This window comes from Chthoniobacterales bacterium (genome assembly GCA_035274845.1).
Lineage (GTDB): Bacteria > Verrucomicrobiota > Verrucomicrobiia > Chthoniobacterales > UBA10450 > AV80.
This window is the reverse complement of sequence record DATENU010000012.1, coordinates 144,381-164,003: the sequence shown is the minus strand read 5'-3', so window position 1 is coordinate 164,003 and position 19,623 is coordinate 144,381. Positions and strand designations below refer to the sequence as shown.

General features: G+C 59.3%; 20 protein-coding genes. 13 read left to right on the top strand and 7 right to left on the bottom strand.

The genetic code is table 11. The features are described 5' to 3' along the window. Positions 1-82: 82 nt before the first annotated feature. The gene (locus tag VJU77_08895; GenBank protein ID HKP03461.1) at positions 83-2,038 is read left to right on the top strand and encodes a FlgO family outer membrane protein; all 1,956 of its coding nucleotides are present in this window, start codon (positions 83-85) and stop codon (positions 2,036-2,038) included. Positions 2,039-2,130: 92 nt separating this feature from the next. Here VJU77_08895 and msrB read toward each other — a convergent pair whose 3' ends face one another. The 6 genes from msrB to VJU77_08865 all read right to left on the bottom strand — a co-directional run bounded on the left by msrB (position 2,131) and on the right by VJU77_08865 (position 7,467). Beyond that, positions 2,131-2,733, bottom strand: coding sequence for a peptide-methionine (R)-S-oxide reductase MsrB (gene msrB, locus VJU77_08890; protein ID HKP03460.1), 603 nt, complete (start codon positions 2,731-2,733; stop codon positions 2,131-2,133). A 125-nt stretch (positions 2,734-2,858) separates the two neighbouring features. Further along, complete coding sequence (locus tag VJU77_08885; protein HKP03459.1) at positions 2,859-4,334, bottom strand: MFS transporter; 1,476 nt, start codon at positions 4,332-4,334, stop codon at positions 2,859-2,861. Between the two features lie 142 nt (positions 4,335-4,476). Continuing rightward, complete coding sequence (gene ftsY, locus VJU77_08880; GenBank protein ID HKP03458.1) at positions 4,477-5,325, bottom strand: signal recognition particle-docking protein FtsY; 849 nt, start codon at positions 5,323-5,325, stop codon at positions 4,477-4,479. Next, positions 5,322-5,771 carry a transcription antitermination factor NusB gene (gene nusB, locus VJU77_08875; GenBank protein ID HKP03457.1) on the bottom strand — a complete coding sequence of 150 codons (450 nt, stop codon included), beginning with the start codon at positions 5,769-5,771 and terminating at the stop codon, positions 5,322-5,324. Before nusB ends, ftsY begins: the two co-directional genes overlap by 4 nt. A 2-nt stretch (positions 5,772-5,773) precedes the next feature. After that, positions 5,774-6,250, bottom strand: a complete 477-nt coding sequence (gene ribH, locus VJU77_08870; GenBank protein ID HKP03456.1) for a 6,7-dimethyl-8-ribityllumazine synthase — start codon at positions 6,248-6,250, stop codon at positions 5,774-5,776. After that, on the bottom strand, positions 6,250-7,467 hold the full coding sequence (locus tag VJU77_08865) for a bifunctional 3,4-dihydroxy-2-butanone-4-phosphate synthase/GTP cyclohydrolase II (GenBank protein ID HKP03455.1): 1,218 nt from the start codon (positions 7,465-7,467) through the stop codon (positions 6,250-6,252). The genes ribH and VJU77_08865 overlap by 1 nt, the downstream gene beginning before the upstream one ends. A gap of 268 nt (positions 7,468-7,735) precedes the next feature. Here VJU77_08865 and VJU77_08860 point away from each other — a divergent pair, with 268 nt between their 5' ends. Beyond that, positions 7,736-9,169: a hypothetical protein gene (locus VJU77_08860; protein ID HKP03454.1), complete on the top strand. Its 1,434-nt coding sequence runs from the start codon at positions 7,736-7,738 to the stop codon at positions 9,167-9,169. A gap of 42 nt (positions 9,170-9,211) precedes the next feature. On the opposite strand, the gene VJU77_08855 is transcribed toward VJU77_08860, so the two are convergent. Further along, the gene (locus tag VJU77_08855; GenBank protein HKP03453.1) at positions 9,212-10,441 is read right to left on the bottom strand and encodes a thymidine phosphorylase; all 1,230 of its coding nucleotides are present in this window, start codon (positions 10,439-10,441) and stop codon (positions 9,212-9,214) included. A gap of 153 nt (positions 10,442-10,594) precedes the next feature. Between VJU77_08855 and VJU77_08850 the strand changes: the two genes are divergently transcribed. The 11 genes from VJU77_08850 to VJU77_08800 all read left to right on the top strand — a co-directional run bounded on the left by VJU77_08850 (position 10,595) and on the right by VJU77_08800 (position 19,549). Next, a complete protein-coding gene (locus VJU77_08850) occupies positions 10,595-11,551 on the top strand; it encodes a GDP-L-fucose synthase (GenBank protein ID HKP03452.1) in 957 nt (318 codons plus the stop codon). Next, complete coding sequence (locus tag VJU77_08845) at positions 11,548-12,474, top strand: Gfo/Idh/MocA family oxidoreductase (GenBank protein HKP03451.1); 927 nt, start codon at positions 11,548-11,550, stop codon at positions 12,472-12,474. The genes VJU77_08850 and VJU77_08845 overlap by 4 nt, the downstream gene beginning before the upstream one ends. After that, the gene (gene lpxB, locus VJU77_08840) at positions 12,467-13,600 is read left to right on the top strand and encodes a lipid-A-disaccharide synthase (GenBank protein HKP03450.1); all 1,134 of its coding nucleotides are present in this window, start codon (positions 12,467-12,469) and stop codon (positions 13,598-13,600) included. Before VJU77_08845 ends, lpxB begins: the two co-directional genes overlap by 8 nt. A gap of 93 nt (positions 13,601-13,693) precedes the next feature. Beyond that, positions 13,694-15,151: an aldehyde dehydrogenase gene (locus tag VJU77_08835; protein ID HKP03449.1), complete on the top strand. Its 1,458-nt coding sequence runs from the start codon at positions 13,694-13,696 to the stop codon at positions 15,149-15,151. Further along, positions 15,148-15,909 (top strand): alpha/beta fold hydrolase, encoded by a 762-nt coding sequence (locus VJU77_08830; protein HKP03448.1) that lies wholly within the window; start codon positions 15,148-15,150, stop codon positions 15,907-15,909. The genes VJU77_08835 and VJU77_08830 overlap by 4 nt, the downstream gene beginning before the upstream one ends. A gap of 131 nt (positions 15,910-16,040) precedes the next feature. Continuing rightward, a complete protein-coding gene (locus tag VJU77_08825; protein ID HKP03447.1) occupies positions 16,041-17,228 on the top strand; it encodes an exo-alpha-sialidase in 1,188 nt (395 codons plus the stop codon). Between the two features lie 151 nt (positions 17,229-17,379). After that, a complete protein-coding gene (locus VJU77_08820) occupies positions 17,380-17,676 on the top strand; it encodes a MoaD/ThiS family protein (protein HKP03446.1) in 297 nt (98 codons plus the stop codon). Between the two features lie 65 nt (positions 17,677-17,741). Continuing rightward, a complete protein-coding gene (locus VJU77_08815; protein HKP03445.1) occupies positions 17,742-18,221 on the top strand; it encodes a hypothetical protein in 480 nt (159 codons plus the stop codon). A 103-nt stretch (positions 18,222-18,324) separates the two neighbouring features. Continuing rightward, positions 18,325-18,612 carry a DUF2277 domain-containing protein gene (locus VJU77_08810; GenBank protein HKP03444.1) on the top strand — a complete coding sequence of 96 codons (288 nt, stop codon included), beginning with the start codon at positions 18,325-18,327 and terminating at the stop codon, positions 18,610-18,612. Between the two features lie 30 nt (positions 18,613-18,642). Further along, complete coding sequence (locus tag VJU77_08805) at positions 18,643-19,068, top strand: RidA family protein (protein HKP03443.1); 426 nt, start codon at positions 18,643-18,645, stop codon at positions 19,066-19,068. Between the two features lie 28 nt (positions 19,069-19,096). Next, a complete protein-coding gene (locus VJU77_08800; GenBank protein HKP03442.1) occupies positions 19,097-19,549 on the top strand; it encodes a VOC family protein in 453 nt (150 codons plus the stop codon). Positions 19,550-19,623 lie beyond the last annotated feature (74 nt).

Sequence of the window (19,623 nt, the reverse complement as noted above, 5' to 3'; positions counted from 1 at the left end):
AGGCGCTTGGGCCAGGCGCCTAAGTAATTGAACAGGCGCTTGGCACAAGCGCCTCTACATTCTAAAAGCGATTGCCGAGGGAATGAATGCCAGAAAGTTTTTTTCCGAACTCAAGCGGCGCAAGGTCTATCGCGTCGCGGTGGCCTACGCGGTCCTGGCCTGGCTGCTGATCCAGATCGCGACGCAGGTCTTTCCGTTTCTTGAGATTCCGGCCTGGATCGTTCGGCTCATTATTATAGGGCTCGCCCTCGGCTTGCCCGTGGCGCTGCTGTTGTCCTGGTTGTTCGATTTGACGCCGGCCGGCATTATCCGGACCGAAGAGATCGAGCCGGCGAAAGACGCGATGCCGGTCGCGAAGTCTCCGCCTCCGGAAAAAAGCATCGCCGTTCTGCCATTCGAAAATCTCAGCGACGACCAGCAGAACACCTACTTTGCGGATGGAATTCAGGACGACATTCTCTCCAATCTCGCGAAGGTGGCGGATCTGAAGGTGATCAGCCGCACTTCGGTGCGCCAGTATCGGACCGGCACGCGCAACATTCGCGAAATCGGTGAAGCGCTCGGGGTCGCCTATATCCTCGAGGGAACAGTGCGGCGGGAGGCGAACCGGGTGCGGATCAATGCGCAATTCATCGATGCCCGGACTGATCTCCACGTCTGGAACGATACCTTCGACCGCGAGATCACCGATCTGTTTGCGCTTCAGACTGAGCTGGCGCGGCGCATCGCTTTCGCCTTGCGCGCCAATCTTTCGCCAGAAGAAAAAGTCCGCCTGCAAACCCATCCGACAAGCGATCTCGAGGCTTACGATTTGTTTTTGCGGGCCCGCGACCTTTTTCGCTGGAGCGGGTCCGGCGATCCGCGCGAAAATGGCGAGCGCGCCTTGAAGTTGCTCGAAGAAGCCGTGGCGCGCGATCCGCATTTCGCGCTCGCCCATTGTCTCACCTCGCGGTTTCACGCGGAGCTTTTCTGGTTCGGGTACGACCGAAGCCGGCAACGCCTGACGCAGGCAAAGCTTGCCGCCGACACGGCGTTGCGGCTGCAACCGGACTCGAGCGATGTCCGCCTGGCGATGGCCTACTATTATTATTACGGCTACCGCGACTATGAGCTGGCGCGGACGGAGCTGGCCATTGCGCACGCGGCGGCGCCCAACGACGCCGAAGCCTGGGATGCGGCCGCGGCTATCGATCGTCGCCAGGGCCGGTGGGACGACGCGATTTCCAATTTCGAAAAGGCCAAGGAACTCGATCCGCGTAATGCTTCGGTGCTCTGGAACCTGGCGGAGACTTACGCCTGCGTGGGCCGGAGCGAAGAGTCGACGCGAGGATTTGCGATTGGGAAGGAGGCAAATGCGGATGCGCATTTGTTTACTTTGGCGCAAGCGGCAATTGCCTTTAGAACCCAGGGGAACCTTGAGCCGCTCTGCACGGTCCTCTGTTCCATTCCGCCCGATTTCGATCCGGGCGGCGGCGTAACGAACATCGCGGTTCGCGTTTATCTTTCAGCGCGGGATTACGATGAGGCTGAGCGCTGGCTGAGGAAATCGCGGTACGCCCGGCTTAACGATATCGGCGTCGGCGGGTCCGCGAGCATTTTGGACGGGTACACATTTCCAAAGAGTTGGTATGAAGGGCTGATCGAGCGGGCTCGCGGGAATGCGGCCGGGGCCGAGAGCGCCTTTGCCTCCGTGCAACAAATCGTGGAGGAGGATCTCGCGAAAGCGCATGACGACGTGAAAGTCATCGCGATGCTCGGCCTGGTCCTGGCGATGCGCGGCAATTACCAGGAGGCGATCGCCGCTGGCCGGCGGGCGACTGAATTGCTCCCGATTTCGAAAGACGCGTTCGACGGGCCGCTCATCGCCACAAAGCTGGCGGTGATCTACGCGCACTCAGGCGAACTGGATCGCGCGCTGCAATTGCTCGCGGAATTAATCAAGGTCCCGAATGGCCCGACGCCCGGCACGTTGCGAGTCGAGCCCGAATGGGATCCGTTGCGCGGCGATTCGCGATTTGAAGACATTCTAGGAAAGTGACGCTGGAGCCGGCACGCCATCGTGCCGGGCAGGGGAATCAAGGCTGCGGGCGGCGCGTACTCCGAACGGCTCGATGGCGAGCCGTCTCCAGGCTATTTTCCAGCCGGCGTCGCTTGCTGAAAGAGCGGGAGATATTCGCCGTAGCCTTCCTCCTTCAGCTTTTCCAGCGGAATAAAGCGGAGCGCGGCTGAATTCACCTGGTAACGCAAGTTGGTCGGCGGCGGGCCATCATTAAAAACATGCCCGAGATGCGAATCGCTTTTTTTGGCGCGCACCTCGGTGCGGGTCATGCCGTAGCTTTGATCGACTTTCTCGACGACGTGTTCGGGCGCGATTGGCTTGGTGAAACTGGGCCAGCCGATGCCGCTGTCGAACTTGTCGGTGGAAGAGAAGAGCGGCTCATTGGTGATGATGTCAACGTAAATGCCGGGGTGAGTTTCGTCCCAGTAGGAATTTCGAAACGCGGTTTCCGTCCCGTTTTCGCGGGTGACGTGATATTGTTCCTGACTCAGCAATCGGCGAAGATCCCGGTCGGGCGGCACCGGGACCTCGAGCGGGTGGAGCCTTTCACTGATTTTCATTTCCTGGGCGTGGCTCCAGAAAATGAGGCCGATAGCCAGACCAATGGCGACCATTATTGCACCGATAAAAGTGAGACGCGAAGCGAGTGACGATGGATGAACGATCCTGGTCATCTTAAAGACGGAATAAAACCCTTCCTGAGAAAACGCATTCCCCCAGTGCGTTACGTAATTGATACCCCTGATTGATTCGCAAGCAGCCGGTGAAATGGCCGGGGCAATTCCAGTAGAAAAAATCGCTAATCGTCGGTCCGGCCCGCTTCGGGGACGCGAATGTAGCGGCGGAAGAGGAGGAGGCCGACCGGGGCGACAGAAGCGGCGAGCGCGAAGACGAGCCACATGAGATCGGAACGGCGCGGGCCTTCGGCGGGGCAGAATGCGGCCAGAATCCAGCCGCTCGTGCCGACCAGCAGTTTGCCGATAAGGAAAGGAAGGTAGGCGAGCGCGCCGTAGGAGGCTTCCTGCCCTTTCGGCGCGATGGCGGCGGCATACTCGTAAACGCGGGGTGAATAGAAACATTCGCCGATCGAGAACACGATCAGGTAAAGCGCGGCCATGATGTAATAAGGATGGATTGCTCCCTCCAGCCCGAGATAGCTGTGACCCAGCCACTGACCGAGGCCGCTATCCGTCGCCACGGCAAACCAAGGCGGCGGCAACGCCATGATAAAGACTCCCGTCGCGCAGATTGCCCCGCCGACTATCACCATAAGATAAGCTGAAAACCGCTGGGTGAGCGCGCCGATAACTGGAACCAGAAAAATGACGATGATGGCGTTGATGTTGGCGAGCTTGCCCACCGGGGCGCGCGCTCCCAGTTCCCGGTCGCCGAACTTTGGAAAAACATAATCCATCTGCAGGAAGATGGCCTTGAGGAAGCCAATGAGCAGGAAGAAAAAGAGGATGCGCGCAAAAGCGGATTGACCCGCGAGCCGCTTGAACAACTGAACTGTCTCAACCGCACTCTGCCGGACGGTGTCCCAGATTCCGGGCAGGAATCCGGCGTTCGCCACGACCTTCTTCTCGCGCTCTTCATCTTCACCGCGCCGGAGGAAGTAAATCGCGGGGAAAATCACGATCTCGATGGCGAGGCTCACCATGAAAAGCTTCTGGTGCGTCGTAGGCTCGAACCCGAAGAGGGTAAAACGCGTATCGAGACGCCTGACGAAATCGAAAATGTAACCGGCGGCGAAGTAACCGACATTCATCACCATGTAGATGATGGAAAATGACATGGAGCGTTGCGCGGTGGTCGAGTAACGCCGAGTGGCCGCGAGAAGAACGGGCGTCCCGAGCGCCTCGCCGATCGCGAGGGGCAGAACGCCACCCAGGAGGGCGAGCCACGGAATCGTGGTCGTCACCATGACCGTCCGGGCGACGGTGCAAATCGCGACGCCGAGATAGAACGTTCGCTTAAGACCGATCGCATCCGTGAGCGAGCCGGCCAGCAGCGTGAAGATCGTCATGGCCGGCGCCCAGCCCCAGCCCACGAGCGCGCCCGCGGCCTGGTCGCTGAAGCCAAGATCCTTTGAGAGCCACAGGACCATCGTCTTGTTCGTGACCGAGTAGGCCACGTAGATCAGGAACTTGAGGAGGAACGTCAGCCAGAGCTCGCGTTGCGCGCCGCGGAGGACCGTGAATTTGCCGATGAAGCCGGCGAAACCGCCTGCCGGAGCGTGTTCTTCACCCGGGGTTATTTTTATTGCATTGCTCATCGGTCATCGCCGGAAAATCCAAATCCCAAGGTCCCAAATCCCAAACAATCCCCAAAATTCAATGACCAAATTAGTGCAGCGCCGATGTATTGAGATTTGAAATTTGAAACCTACTTGGAATTTGGATTTTGGGACTTGGGATTTACACCATGTTCGCGATGAAATCGCGCCCATCAAACGGCGCCAGGTCTTCGAGCTTCTCGCCGGTGCCGACAAAACGCGTCGGAAGACCGAGCTCGTCCTGGATTGCGATGACGATGCCGCCTTTGCCGCTGCCGTCGAGCTTGGTCACGATCAGACCGGTCAACCCGATCGCCTGGTGAAATTCACGCGCTTGCGAGAGCGCGTTGCTGCCGGTGGTCGCGTCCACGACGAGCAAGGTTTCGTCCGGCGCTTTCTCGTTTTGCTTCGCCAGGCTGCGTTTCACCTTGCTCAGCTCCGCCATCAGATTGCTTTTCGTGTGAAGCCGCCCGGCGGTGTCGCAGATCAAAAACTCGATGTTCTTGCGGTCCGCGGCCGCATAGGCCTCGTAACAAAGCGCGGCCGGGTCGGCGTTGTACTGGCCTCGGATCATTTCGACGCCGATGCGTTCGGCCCAGACTCCCAGCTGTTCGATCGCCGCCGCCCGAAACGTATCCGCGGCCGCGAGCATTACGCTGTGGCGATTGCGTTTGAAATAATGCGCCAGCTTTGCGGTCGAGGTCGTTTTGCCGGTGCCGTTGACGCCAACGATGAGAAGGACCTTCGGCCGCGCCGGGTGGGGAGTAATCGGCAACGGCGCCATCGGCAACACCCGGCCGATCTCGTCCCGCGCGACCTCGGCAATGTCGTTCGACGTGATCGTTGTCCGCTCGGCCCGCGCCTGGAGCGCCTTGATAATGCGCAACGTCATCGGCACGCCCAGATCAGCCCGGATCAACATCGCCTCCAGCTCATCCCAATCGACGGGACGCCCGGTAAACTTTTGGACGAGCGATTTTAGAAAATTCATTCGGCCGCCTCGGACTCGGGCGGCGCGGCTTCCCGCAACGGCCTTTTTAGATCGTCTTTCACGCGGTCAAGAATGCCGTTCACAAAACGCCCTGAGTCAGGACCGCCGAACGTCTTGGCCAGCTCAATCGCCTCGTTAATGGAAACCACCGGCGGGATGTCGTCCCGGTGGAGCATTTCGTAAATGGCCAGCCGGAGGACATTGCGATCGACGGCGGAGATGCGGCGAAAATCGTAGTTCTCGCAATACTTGCGGATGCGATCGTCGATTTCCGGCAAATGCGCGATCATGCCGTCGATAAGCGGTTGGGCGAAGGCCTTCACTCGCGGTGTAGCCGGGCAGAATTCCCAGAATTCGTCCATTCGCTCCGGGGCGCCGTCGCCATGGAGATCGCGCCAGAAATGAAATTGCACGGCCGCCTGCCGCGCTGCGCGCCGTTTGCCCATAATTATTTCGTCCGCAGATCGGCCAACACTTCACCCACCATCACCGCGGCGCGCGCCGCTTCCGTGCCACGATTGATCTTCGAGCCGAGGCAACGCTCGCGGGCCTGCGGTTCGTTCTCCAGGCTCAGGACGGCGTTGATAACCGGCACGCCGTAATCGATCGCGACCTTTTGGAGGGCGTCGGTAACGGAATGGGCCAGGTTCTGGGCATGGCTCGTTTTGCCCTGCAAAATCACGCCGAGCGCCAGAATCGCGTTCGCTTTTTTCCTGAGCGCGACTTCGCGCACGACCACGGGAATCTCGAACGCGCCCGGCACTTGATGGATGAAAATATCGGCCGACGGCGACAACGACCGCAGCTCGGCGACGGCGTGATCGACGAGTCCCTGGACATAAACCCGGTTAAACAAACTGGCCACGATCGCGAAATGCTGTTTGCGCCGGGAAGGGCGCGGCCGGTGCGGGGCGAGCTTGGACATTAAAGGGCGTGCCCCATTTTGGTCCGCTTGGTTTCCAGGTAGCGCGCATTGTGCGGATTCGCTTCGCTCCGAATCGGCACCTGTTCGACCATCTGGATTCCGTAACCTTCGAGCCCGACGACTTTCTTGGGATTGTTCGTCAGGAAGCGGAATTTGCGCACGCCGAGATCGAAAAGAATCTGGGCGCCCAGGCCGTAATCCCGCAGATCGGTGGCGAACCCAAGACGCGCGTTGGCTTCGACCGTATCGAGGCCTTCCTCCTGCAATTTGTAAGCGTGGATTTTGGCCGCGAGCCCAATGCCGCGACCTTCCTGCCGCATGTAAACGAGAACGCCGTTGCCTTCCTCGGCGATCTGCCGCAGGGCCGCGTGCAGCTGGTTCCCGCAATCGCAGCGGCGCGAACCGAACACATCCCCGGTGAGACATTCGCTGTGGACCCGCACCAGGGTCGCGCGCTCTTTGGAAATCTTGCCCATGACCAGGGCGAGATGGTGGGCGCCGTCGAGCCTGGATCGGTAAAGATGCAGGTCGAACTCGCCGTAATCAGTGGGCAATTTCACGATCTGCTCCGCCTCGACCAGCTTCTCGGTGAGGCGCCGGTGGGCAATCAGGCTTTGGATCGTGCAGATGCGCAGGCCATGTTTCTTCCGGAATTCCATCAGCTCGGGCAAACGCGCCATCGTTCCGTCGTCATGGAGGATTTCGCAGAGAACGCCAGCCGGCTGAAGGCCAGCCAGGCGCGCCAGATCGACCGCGGCTTCGGTATGTCCCGCGCGCCGCAGGACGCCCCCGTCCTTCGCGCGCAGCGGAAAGACATGACCGGGCTGAACCAAATCCTCCGGCGTCGATTTTGGATCGGCGATGGTCTGGATCGTAGCGGCCCGGTCATGGGCGCTGATCCCGGTCGTGACCCCTTTTGAAGCATCGACGGAGACCGTGAAATCGGTCCGATACATTTCCCGGTTTTGCGCCACCATCCTCTGCAGGCCCAGCTGCTCCGCCCGTTCGTTGGAAATCGGCACACAGATCAGGCCGCGTCCGTGCATCGCCATGAAATTAATCGTTTTGGGCGTCGCCTTTTCCGCTGCCATGACCAGGTCGCCTTCGTTCTCCCGGTCCGCATCGTCCGTCACGATGACGAGTTTTCCCGCGGCGATGTCCCGCACGACATCGTCAATCGCGTCAAATTCAAGAGATACTGGTGCTTCCGCAATCACCCGGCTAACATCACTTCCGTCTCCTCGATGGGCAAGCGGCTTGTGGTTCTGCTTCGCTCATCCCAGTTTTTCCTTGATCCCTTTAGGAGTGGCCTGCTTTGATCCGGTGCGTGATCCCCCGCGCCCTATGTCGCCGGCGAGCCGACTCCCATCAGGCCGGCACGGAGAATTCCCTTCCGGAATCTCGTATTTCTCCCTCTGGAATGCCATCGACCCATTTCCCTGGATTCCAGCAGTAACCTAACTCCATCACCCTACTTAGACCTCTATGCTTGATAGCATCGATACCATCATCGCTTTTGTAACCATCATGCTCGTCGTGAGCATCCTCATCACGGTGGCCGTCCAAATCGCGTCCACCCTGCTTAATCTTCGCGGCAAAAACCTGGTGAAAGGAATGATCCATACCGTGACCGTGATTATTCCCGGACTGGAGGACCGGGCCAGGGACCTGGTCAAGCAGATCCTGAGTGGTCCGCTTCTTTCCGATAGCAGCGTGCGAAAAAGCACGAAACGCGTGGCGTCGGCGGCGCGTCCCGATGAAGTCTTCGATGCGATTCACCGGATCGCGACGGGGAGGGTGCCCGCGGCTTTGCCGGAATTAAGGGAAAACGCGCGCCTTCTGCTTAAGGGACTGGGCCTAACGGATGCGGATTTGGAGCATGCCACGGCTCAAGTGGCAGCTGCGACTGGAGTTCAAGAGGTGACAAACACCGTCAAGCAACTGAAAGACAATGCCGCCGCGGTAATTCAGCAGCTGCCTCCGGAACAACAAGCAACTGTCCAGGCGGCAGTCTCGGCGATTTCGGATCGGCTTAATTCCTATGAAACCGCGGCCGTCCAGCAACTCCATCAGAATGCGGCCGCCGTCGCTCAAGCCGTGGAAGCCGCCTACAAGAAGTTTAAGTATTGGTTCGAAGTTGGCCAGGAAAGGGCGCAGCAATGGTTTACCACGCACACGCGTTGGTGGACGGTTGTTTTTGCCATCATCTTTGCCTTCTGGTTTCAACTCGACACCATCGAGATCTACAAGCTTGTCTCGACCAATCGGGCCGTTCGGGATGCTTTAGTCGCCCAATCCACCAATGTGACCAGGCAGGCGGAAAAAATCCTGGGCGACAGCTCCACCGTCCTGCAACAGGCCTTTAATACCTGGAAAACCGGCTTGTCAGACGACAAGGCAAAGACGGCGGTGGAGAAGGTCGCTGTTCCCGCTACCGACACCCGGGAGCGCTTCCAGCAAAAGGTGAAAGAAGCCCTGGACCAAGCCGGTGTCGCTGACGCGGAGAAGCTGTTGGCAGACCTGGATAAGACGATTGATGAGACGGTTCAGACTTCTGTGCAGGCCTCCACCAAACAGCTCAGCGAGGTAAAGCTCGATCTCGACCATACCGGTTTCGCCCTTGTTCCACTCAATGGGAAAGGACGATGGGGAGACAGTTGGTCCGATGGGTTCTTAAAACATCTCTGGGGGATGATCTTCTCCGCCGCGCTCCTAAGTTTAGGGGCTCCCTTCTGGTTTAATGCCCTCAAGAGCATGGCCAGCCTGCGCACCAAAGTGGCGCAAAATATTTCCACCGAACAGGAAGGGGAAAAAGCCCCGCCGGGAGCCACCAATCCTCCAGCTCCGGGCCCTGGGAAAGCGCCTGCTCCACCTCTTCCCCAAACGGTCGCGCCGGCCACCGTCCTGCCTACGACTTGAAATCGAACGCCCTTAGCGAACGAACGAGATCCAGCCCTGGCTTTACACCTCTGCGGCCTGCTCGAGAGCCGGCAGCGCCGCGCGCAAGGCCACTTCGGTCCGGGCGTGCACGTTGAAAAGCGGCTCGCCCTTTTCCACCTGTTCGCCAATCTTCTTTATCCCGGAAAATCCCACGGCGAAATCGATCGCGTCCTCGTTCCTTGCCCGGCCGCCGCCCAGGAGGAGCAAAGCCCGGCGGATAGATTCGGCGTCCATTTTTTTCACTTTCCCCGACGACTTGGCTGCGAAGGGATGGATGATCGGGGCGCAGTGGATTTCGCCGAGCTTCTCCAGCGACGACGCGTCACCGTCCTGCGCGTAAACGAGGGAAATAAATTTTTTCCAGGCCGTTCCATCCTTGAGCCAGGTCTCAAGGCGAGCGCGCTTCGCTTTGGAAACCTGCTCAGCCAGGTCGAGCACAAGTTTCACCACGTCCTTCGGGCCTCCGCCGCGCAGGACTTCCACGCATTCGGCGATCTCGAGCGCGTTGCCAACCGTGCGCCCGAGAGGTTCCTTCATCGGGCTGAGAACATGCCGGACTTGCACGCCCATGAGCTTGCCCACTTTCGTCATGGCCGCCGCGAGTGCTTGTGCGGCCTTCCGTGTTTTTACGTACGTGCCGCTCCCGAACTTCAGGTCGAGAACGAGACGATCCAGATTCTCGGTGATCTTCTTGCTCAGGATGCCGGCCACGATCAGGGGCTCGGACGGCATTGTTCCGGTCGTGTCACGCAACGCGGCCAGTTTGGTCTCCGCCGGGCAGAGGTCCGCGCTTTGTTCGATCACGAATACCCCGATGCTCTGGAGCTGGGCGCGGGCCCGGCGATCGTCGAGGCGACTATTGAATCCCGGGATGCTTTCGAGCTTGTCGAGCGTTTCACCGGCATTGCCCGGGCCGCGTCCCAAAATCATCGGCACCCAGTTTTCATCGCAGGCCAGCAACGGCGCCAGGATCAAAGAGGCCTTATCGCCCACGCCGCCCGTGGAATATTTGCCCACTTTCGGCGGCGAATCCGCCGGATATTCCAGGACGCTCCCGCTCTCCATCATCGCGGTAGCAAGATGGCGGGTTTCCGCGGGCGCCATCCCGTTGAAAAAGACCGCCATGGCCCAGGCGGCCATTTGGTGCTCGGGGACCTCTCCGGTGGTGAATCCGGAAATGAGGTCGGAGAGTTCCTCTGCGGTTAGTTCCTGACCTTCGCGTTTCTTTTCGATGAGACTGGGGACGTGCATTTTATGCGTTCTACCATAGCTATTTCGATGCCCGCGAAACTGCCCATTATTACGGCCCGGAGGTGAGCCGCACGGCCTGAAAAATCGAGGTCTGACCGCCCACGACGCGGTTATCCCGAGAAGTGAGGATTGCGTATCGGGCCAAAACAGAAAATGGTAGGCAAACACTCCTTTGTGGCCGTGCAAAAATCCGACAAAATATTCGTCGCCGGCCACCGGGGCCTGGTGGGCAGCGCTGTCGTCCGCAGACTTGAGCAAGATGGGTTTGCCCACATCGTCACCCGGACTCGAGGGGAACTCGACCTGCGTAACGCCGCCTCCGTCGCTCAATTTTTCGCGGCGGAGAAGCCCGCGTTTGTCATCCTGGCCGCGGCGAAAGTGGGAGGCATCAAGGCCAACAACGATTCGCCCGTGGAATTTCTCCTCGAAAATCTCGAGATGCAGAACAATGTCGTCCGGGCCGCCTACGAAACCGGCGTGCAAAAGCTTCTTTTTTTGGGGAGCTCCTGCATCTACCCAAGAATGGCGCCCCAGCCGATTCCCGAAAGCGCGCTCCTCAGCGGGCCCCTCGAACCGACCAACGAGGGCTACGCGATCGCCAAGATTGCCGGGATCAAGCTTTGCCAGGCCTATGCCCGGGAGTACGGCGCCAATTTCATTTCCGCGATGCCGACAAATCTTTATGGGCCTAACGACAACTTCGACCTGCTTTCCTCGCACGTGGCAGCGGCTCTCCTGCACAAGGCCCACATCGCCAAACTGGAAAACGCTCGCGAGCTGGTGGTCTGGGGCTCGGGCCGGCCGCGCCGGGAATTTCTTCACGTGGACGATCTGGCCGCCGCCTGCGTTTTCCTCCTGGAGAAATATGACAGCCCCGAAGTGATTAATGTCGGTTGCGGGGAAGACATCTCGATCAGCGAGCTGGCCGGCTTGATCTGCGAGGTCGTCGGCTTCAAGGGCGAGCTGGCCTGGGACACAACCAAGCCCGATGGCACACCGCGAAAGTTGCTCGACGTTTCGAAGATTCACGCGCTTGGCTGGCGCCACCAGATCGGTTTTCGCGAGGGTCTCAGGCGGACTTACGAATGGTTTCTGGAAAACAAACGATGAAAGGGCCACGCGTGGGGGTGGTCGGCGTCGGCCATATCGGGAAAAATCACGCCCGGCTTTATGCGGAGTTGGCGGGGGCGGGTTTCACGGCGATTTATGACAGCGACCGCGCCGTGGCCGAGCAGCGCGCGGCCGAATTCGGAGCCAAAGTGGCGGGATCGCTGGAGGAATTTGCGGGCCTGGTCGATGCCGCTTCGATCGCTACGCCGACGAACACCCATTTCGAGATCGGCAGCGAACTTCTGCGGCGCGGGAAGCATTTGCTGGTCGAAAAGCCGATTGCCCACAATACCGCGCATGCCAGCGAGCTGGCGGCGCTGGCCGCGGCGCGCGGACTGGTCCTTCAGGTCGGCCACGTCGAGCGATTCAACCCGGTCCTGGGCGCGCTCGAAAAACGCCTCACCAACCCGCGGTTCATCGAGGCGCATCGGCTGTCGCCCTATCCAAATCGCAGCACCGATATCGGCGTTGTTCTCGATCTGATGATCCACGATCTCGAAATCATTTTGCACCTGGTGCGCGCACCGGTTGAAAGCATCGATGCCGTCGGCGTGCCGGTGTTGAGCCGCGGCGAAGACATTGCCAATGCCCGGATCCGCTTTGAGAACGGCTGCGTCGCCAACATTACTTCGAGCCGGATCAGTCCGGAACAGATGCGCAAGATCCGCGTGTTCCAGGAGGATGTTTATCTTTCCCTCGATTACCAAAACCAGAGCGGCGAAATCTACCGGCGAACGGCGAAAGGTCTCGAGCGTGACGCAGTTGAGATTGAGCGCGAGGAACCGTTGAAGCGCGAGCTCGCCGCCTTTCTCGAATGCGCCGCTACCGGCCGGGCTCCGAAAGTCTCCGGCTTTCAGGCCGCCGCCGCCCTGGAGCTGGCCGTCGAAATCACAAAGCGGATCGATTCCGGAGCGCGTGGCTAGGCGACTTTATTTCGTCGCGGGCGAGGCCAGTGGGGATGAGCATGGCGCGGCCTTAATGCGGGCTCTGCGGGATCTCGCGCCGGATTGCGAGTTTCAGGGCCGGGGCGGTCCTCGCATGAAGACAATCGCCGGGGAGAGATTTAACAATTGGATCGATGCCGCGGCGGTCGTCGGGCTCTGGGAAGTCGTGCGGCGATATCCCTATTTCCGCAAGCAATTTGACGAAACCCTGCGCGAGATCGCGGCGGCCCAGCCGGATGCGGTCGTGTTGATTGATTATCCCGGGTTCAATCTGAGGCTCGCGCGGACCCTGCGTGCGCACGCACCCGGAACGAAAATTATCTACTACATCAGTCCCCAAGTCTGGGCCTGGAATCGCGGCCGGATCTCGCAAATGGCGCGCTACCTCGACCTGATGCTCTGCATCTTTCCGTTCGAAGCCGAGCTCTACAACGCCTCCGGGTTGCGCACGATCTTTGTCGGCCATCCGATGATCGAGAATCTCGCGCAGCGTCGCACGGGCGAACCCCGCGATCCCAACCTGGTCGGGCTTTTTCCCGGCAGCAGAGCGCGCGAGGTGAAGAAAATTTTCCCGATCATGCTCGAAGCCGCGGCAGAGATCGCAAAGCAACGGCCGGAATCTCGTTTTGAAGTCGCGGCTGCCTCCGAAACCCTGGCGCGCGAAATCAACCGGATGAGCGCCGCTGCCTCTCTCGGGGACCGGTTGCGAATCGTGACCGCGGACAGCTCCGGAACCATGCAGCGCGCCTGTGCCGGAATGGTCGCCTCAGGCACTGCCACCCTGGAATCGGCCTACTTCCGAATGCCGTTCGTCCTGGTTTACAAAGTTTCCTGGCCCACCTATTTCGCCGCCCGGCTCGTTATTCGAACAAGATTTCTCGGGATGCCGAATGTCCTGGCCGATCGCGAAATCGTTCCTGAATTTCTCCAGCACGAGGCCCGGCCGCGAGCGATCGCGGCCGCCACCCTGAAGCTTCTGAACGATCCGGCGGCCCGGCAGAAAATGGTGACGGAGTTCGACGCCATCATCGATAAGCTCGGTGAAGCCGGGGCCAGCGGAAAAGCCGCGCGGGCGATCCTGGAGGAGTTGGGAGGGGAGCATTAGCCACGGATGAACACGGATTGCCACGGACGGAAAGAATTGAAACAATCTTCATCCGTGTTTCATCCGTGTTAATCTGTGGCTAAAGAATTCCCGATGTCTTCCGAGATGCTGAGGATCCGCAATTTCATCGACGGCCAATTTCTCGAACCGCTTGGCGGCAAATATCTCGAGAATATCGAGCCCGCGACAGGAAAGCCCTACTCCCAGGTGCCCGACAGCGAGGCCCGCGACGTCGAGCTGGCCGTGGCCGCGGCGGACAAAGCTTTTCCGGAGTGGTCGAAGACACCTGCGGCTGATCGCTCCCGCATTCTGCTTCGCATCGCTGACCTCATCGAACGCGACCTCGAAAAACTCGCCCGCGCGGAATCGATCGACACCGGCAAGCCGCTCTCGCTCGCCCGGTCGCTCGACATTCCGAGGGCGGCCAGCAATTTCCGTTTCTTCGCCACCGCGATTCTTCACACCGAAAATGAAGCGCACGTCACCGACGGCGTGGCGTTCAATTACACCCTGCGCCAGCCGCGTGGGATCGCCGGATTGATCTCGCCCTGGAATCTGCCGCTTTATCTGTTGAGCTGGAAAATTGCGCCGGCCATTGCCGTTGGGAATACCGCCATCGCCAAGCCGAGTGAGCTCACGCCGATGACGGCATTTCTTCTCTGCGAGCTGTGCGCGGAAGCGGGTTTGCCGAAGGGCGTCCTCAACGTCGTGCATGGCACCGGGCCCAACGTCGGCGCGGCCATAACCGCGCATCCAAAGATTGGCACGATCTCGTTCACTGGCGGTACCGTCACGGGCCGCAAAGTTGCGGAGACGTCTGCGCCGTTGTTCAAGAAGGTCTCGCTCGAGCTCGGGGGGAAGAATCCGAACATCATTTTTGCGGATGCCGATCTGGAGGCCGCGATTGCCGGCAGCGTCCGGTCGTCCTTCGCGAACCAGGGCCAGGTTTGTCTCTGCGGCTCGCGCGTTTTCGTCGAACGCTCGATCTACCACGATTTCGTCGATCGTTTCGTCGGGAAGGTCGGCCAGTTGAAGCAGGGGGACCCGCTCGACGAAAAAACGGAGCAAGGGGCGATCGTGAGCCAGACCCAGCTCGACAAAGTGAAGTTCTACGTCGACCTCGCGCAAAAGGAAGGTGGCAAAGTGGTTCTCGGCGGGAAAGCGCCGGAATCGATTAACGATCGTTGCCGCGCAGGCTATTTTTTCCCACCGACTGTCCTTACCGATCTCCCCGTTTCCTGCCGGACAAACCGCGAAGAAATCTTCGGCCCGGTCGTCACCATCACGCCGTTCGACAGCGAGGAGGAAGTGGTCGGCTACGCGAACGACAACGAATACGGCCTGGCTTCGAGCGTTTGGACCCAGAATCTCAGCCGCGCCCACCGCGTTGCCGAAAAGATCCATACCGGCACCGTTTGGATAAACTGCTGGCTCGTCCGCGACCTGCGCGTCCCCTTCGGCGGCATGAAACAAAGCGGCGTCGGCCGTGAAGGCGGCGAAGAAGCCCTCCGCTTCTTCACCGAGCCCAAGAACGTCTGCATCGCGAAATGATGAATCGAAAAGAGCCGTTAGTTTTTCTGCTACTGACGGCATGGGTGGTCGGAACGAGTAGCGCGCAGACAACGGAAAACAGGCCGACGAATTCTTCTTCGCGAATTCAAAACTACACCTTGGAGAAGGTCGTGTCGCATCACGCCCGGGTTCAATACGTCTTGTCTCTGCCGAAGGGATATGCTGGAAACTCGGATCGGTATCCGCTCATTCTCTATCTTCATGGCGGGTCGGTTCGTGGCAGCGACATCACCAAAATGAAGCGCTTGGGCGTAGCGCAGAAGGCCGAAGCTGATCCGAACTTCCCTTTCATCGTCGTGTCGCCGCAATGTCACCCGGGAGAAATTTGGACGGATATGGACGGGCTTGCGGCTGTGGTCGATGAGGTTATGGCCACCTGCCGGGTGGACCCGGATCGCGTCTACGTCGCCGGACACAGCATGGGGGGGCGGGGCGCACTTTACGCGGCTTACAAAATGCCTGGACGTTTTGCCGCGGTATTGTCATTGAGCCCGGTTTGCCCGATCACAGGATGGGCCGAGAAACTTTCTGCGATTCCGCTCTGGGTGTTTCATGGTGCGAACGATCAATTCACGACGGTCAAGGAAATCAAGGAATTGGTCGACGCGGTTGTCGCAGCTGGCGGCCATCCGCAGTTCACCCTTTTCCCCGATCGCGACCATTACATCCTCGATGTTTTCGATCGCCCCGACGTGCTCAAATGGCTGGCCGAGCAACGGAGGAAATCACCGCAATGACGGAGTGGGCCGAACAAGAAATCCGTTTTCATCCGCGTAATCCGCGGTTACAAATTTCTTCGAGCACCCGCCTTCGCTGACGCTACGGCGTGGCGGGCGAGGACGAGGACGATAACGACGGAGGATAAAACATGAGCGGAGTTCGAGTTTTGGTCGGGACGCGCAAAGGGGCCTTTGTCCTGACGGCGGATGGGAAGCGGGAGAATTGGGAAGTGAACGGGCCGTTTTTCGCGGGGTGGGAGTTGTACCACCTGAAAGGCTCACCCGTGGATCCAAACCGGATCTACGCGTCGCAGACGAGCGGATGGTTCGGACAAATTATTCAACGGTCGGATGATGGCGGGAAAACCTGGTTCCAGCCCGGGCTCGCCCCAGGGGAACCGACGACCACCCCCGACGGAATGCCGAAAGGGGAGAGCAACAAGTTCGCCTACGATGTTTCACCGGAAACCGGCAAGCCACTCACCTCCCACATGTGGTACGACGGCACCCAGCATCCTTGGGAATTCAAACGGGTCTGGCATCTCGAACCGTCGCTCACCGATCCCAATCACGTGTATGCCGGCGTGGAAGACGCCGCCTTGTTCGAGTCTAAGGACGGCGGCCAAAACTGGCGGGAGCTGCCCGGTTTGCGCGGACATGGTACGGGGCCGCAGTGGCAGCCGGGCGCGGGCGGGATGTGTCTGCATTCGATCCTGCTCGATCCTAAGAACCCGCGGCGAATTTTCATCGCGATCTCGGCCGCGGGCGCCTTTCGAACCGACGACGGCGGCCAGACCTGGAAACCAATCAACCAGGGTCTCCATTCGCAATACATTCCCGATCCAAAAGCGGAAGTCGGCCACTGCGTTCATCACATCGCCCTGCATCCCTCCCGTCCGTCGACGCTCTTCATGCAGAAACACTGGGACATCATGCGGAGCGATGACGCCGGCGACTCGTGGCGCGAGGTCAGCGGAAATCTGCCGACCGATTTCGGGTTCCCGATCGACATTCACGCCCACGAGCCGGAAACCATTTACGTCGTTCCGATCAAGAGCGACTCGGAGCATTTTCCACTCGACGGCAAACTGCGCGTCTATCGCAGCCGGAGCGGCGGGAACGAATGGGAGGAACTAACGAAGGGTCTGCCCCAGAAGGATTGTTACGTAAACGTGCTGCGCGATGCCATGGCAGTCGATTCGCTGGATTCGTGCGGAATTTATTTCGGGACCACTGGCGGACAGGTTTATTGTTCGCCGGATGGAGGGGATAACTGGAAAGCGATCGTGCGCGACTTACCCGCCGTCCTATCAGTAGAAGTGCAGACCTTGCGCTAACGCGCGGCGGTAAATCCCAAATCCCAGGGTCCAAATCTCAAACAAATCTCAATGGCCAACGAAATCACAGCGGGCGGCGAAACTCGGCTTTGGATTTTGGAATTTGAATCTTACCTGGGATTTGGAGTTTGGGATTTGGGATTTTGAAACCATGATTCGCATCGTCCTTCCACACCATCTCCGGACTCTCGCTCGCGTGACTGAAGAAGTTCAGCTCGACCTCGACGGTTCGGCGACGATCCATTCCGTGCTCGACGCTCTGGAAACCAAGTATCCCATGCTCCAGGGAACTATCCGCGATCACGGCACCCTTAAACGCCGCCCGATGGTGCGCTTTTTCGTCTGCGGCGAGGATTTGTCCCACGAATCGCCAGACACTCCATTGCCGGACGCCATCGCGAATGGGAGCGAGCCGTTCTTCATCATGGGCGCGATTGCCGGCGGGTGAAGAGACGGGCCGAACCTTAACCCCCAGGGATCCTATGAGACTGACCTTCTAATGGAGTTAAAAATATGCGCTGCCGATATCTGATCTGCCTTTTTATCCTGGCCGCAGCCACGCCCCTGTGCGCCGACACGAAAATCATCCTGCCCGATTCGAAAAAAGTTGCCGACGGAGAGAAGAACCCCTTTGTAGAAACCACGGTCCCAGGCGATTTCAAATCGCTTGATACGATCGTTTTCGCCCTCCTTACCCTCTCACCGCAGGCTCCGAATAAGAGCCTAACCGCACCATTCTTTCCGGAGTCGGTCGGAAGGGTGGCTTATGAGAAAAAGGGGCCGCTCTACCAGTATTTTCGGGGCGTTCGCAAAAAGGGAAAAACCGTGACGCTGCGTTTCTCGGGTGACGCGATGTTGTATCTCGATAGCCCCATCTCGCTTTCGCAATCGATTCAAGGAGCCCTGGAAAAGACAGTCAAATTGCACGCTCCGGATTGCAAAACGGTCGAGTACGAGGTCGACGGCCAGGTGGTCACGGAGTGGGACGCCTGAGGCTGTAACAGTGCAGCTCGTTTTCAAAACTTATTCTCTTATGATCTCAAGGCTTGCTTCCAGGTTCTTTTTTCTTAATTCCTAATTCTTACTTCCCATCATCATGTGCCGAAATATCAAGACCCTGCATAACTTCCTGCCCCCGGCGACCCACGACGAAGTGCACGCCTCCGCGCTCCAGTTTGTCCGCAAGCTGAGCGGTTTCACGAGGCCTTCGAAAGCGAACGAAGAAGCCTTCAACCGCGCCGTGCACGACGTTACGCATGCCGCCGAACATCTGCTCGCGTCGCTCGTCAGCAACGCGCCGCCGCGCGATCGCGAGACTGAAGCGGCCAAAGCGCGAGCGCGTTCGGCGAAACGGTTTGCGATTCCCGAGCATCGCTACGCGTGAGCGTTTGGACTCTGACAACGAGGTGATTTCATGCCGGAATCGTTTGAAAGCTCACGCGCGCCGGAACCCGTCGGCGCTTTCCCCCATGCGAAGCGGGTCGGGAATTTGTTGTTTCTTTCCGGGATCGGACCGCGGGTGCGCGGGAGCAAGGAGATTCCCGGCGTAACGCTCGACGCGGCGCGCAACATCGTCAGTTACGACATCGAGACGCAATGCCGCGCCGTTTTTGAAAATGTGCGGCTCGTCCTGGAAGATGCCGGCGCGGGCTGGAACGACATCGTCGATGTCACGGTGTTCCTCACGAACATGAAAGACGACTTCGCAATCTATAACAAACTCTACGCCGAGTATTTCGCCGGGGAAGGAAAACCGAACCCGACCCGGACCACGATCGAAATTATCTCGCTGCCCACGCCGATCGCGATCGAGTTGAAAGTGATCGCGGCGTTCAAATAGGCGCGCGGCCATCAAACCGGCTTGCGTAATGTCTTTTCGAATCCTCGCGGCCGATCACACCGGAATCACGGTCTCGGACATCGAGCGCTCGCTCGCATTCTGGCGGGATGTTCTTGGATTTGAGCTTTCCCATCGTGCCCATCAAAAGGGCGAGCTCGCCGAACAGATTACCGGGGTTGCCGGGGCGGAGATCGTGATCGCGGTTCTCAAGGCGCCAGGACACAAGATCGAGCTGCTTGAATACCGCGCACCGATCGATCGCAAAAAACAGAATCACCTTCGTCCCTGCGATCTGGGCCATGTCCACATTGCGCTGACGGTGGAGAACCTCGAAGAAATCCTGGAGCGAATGGCGGATTCTGGCTGGAAAGCCGCCGGAAAACCGCAAACGCTGACCGTGGGTCCGAATGCCGGCAAGCGCGTCATCTACGTCCGCGACCCCGACGGGACGACTATCGAGTTGATGCAGATGCCGAGCTGAGAATTGGACCGCGGATGACGCGGATGGCACGGATAAGAGGCGGGGAAATTTAGCTTGCGGAACAGTGCTTTCCT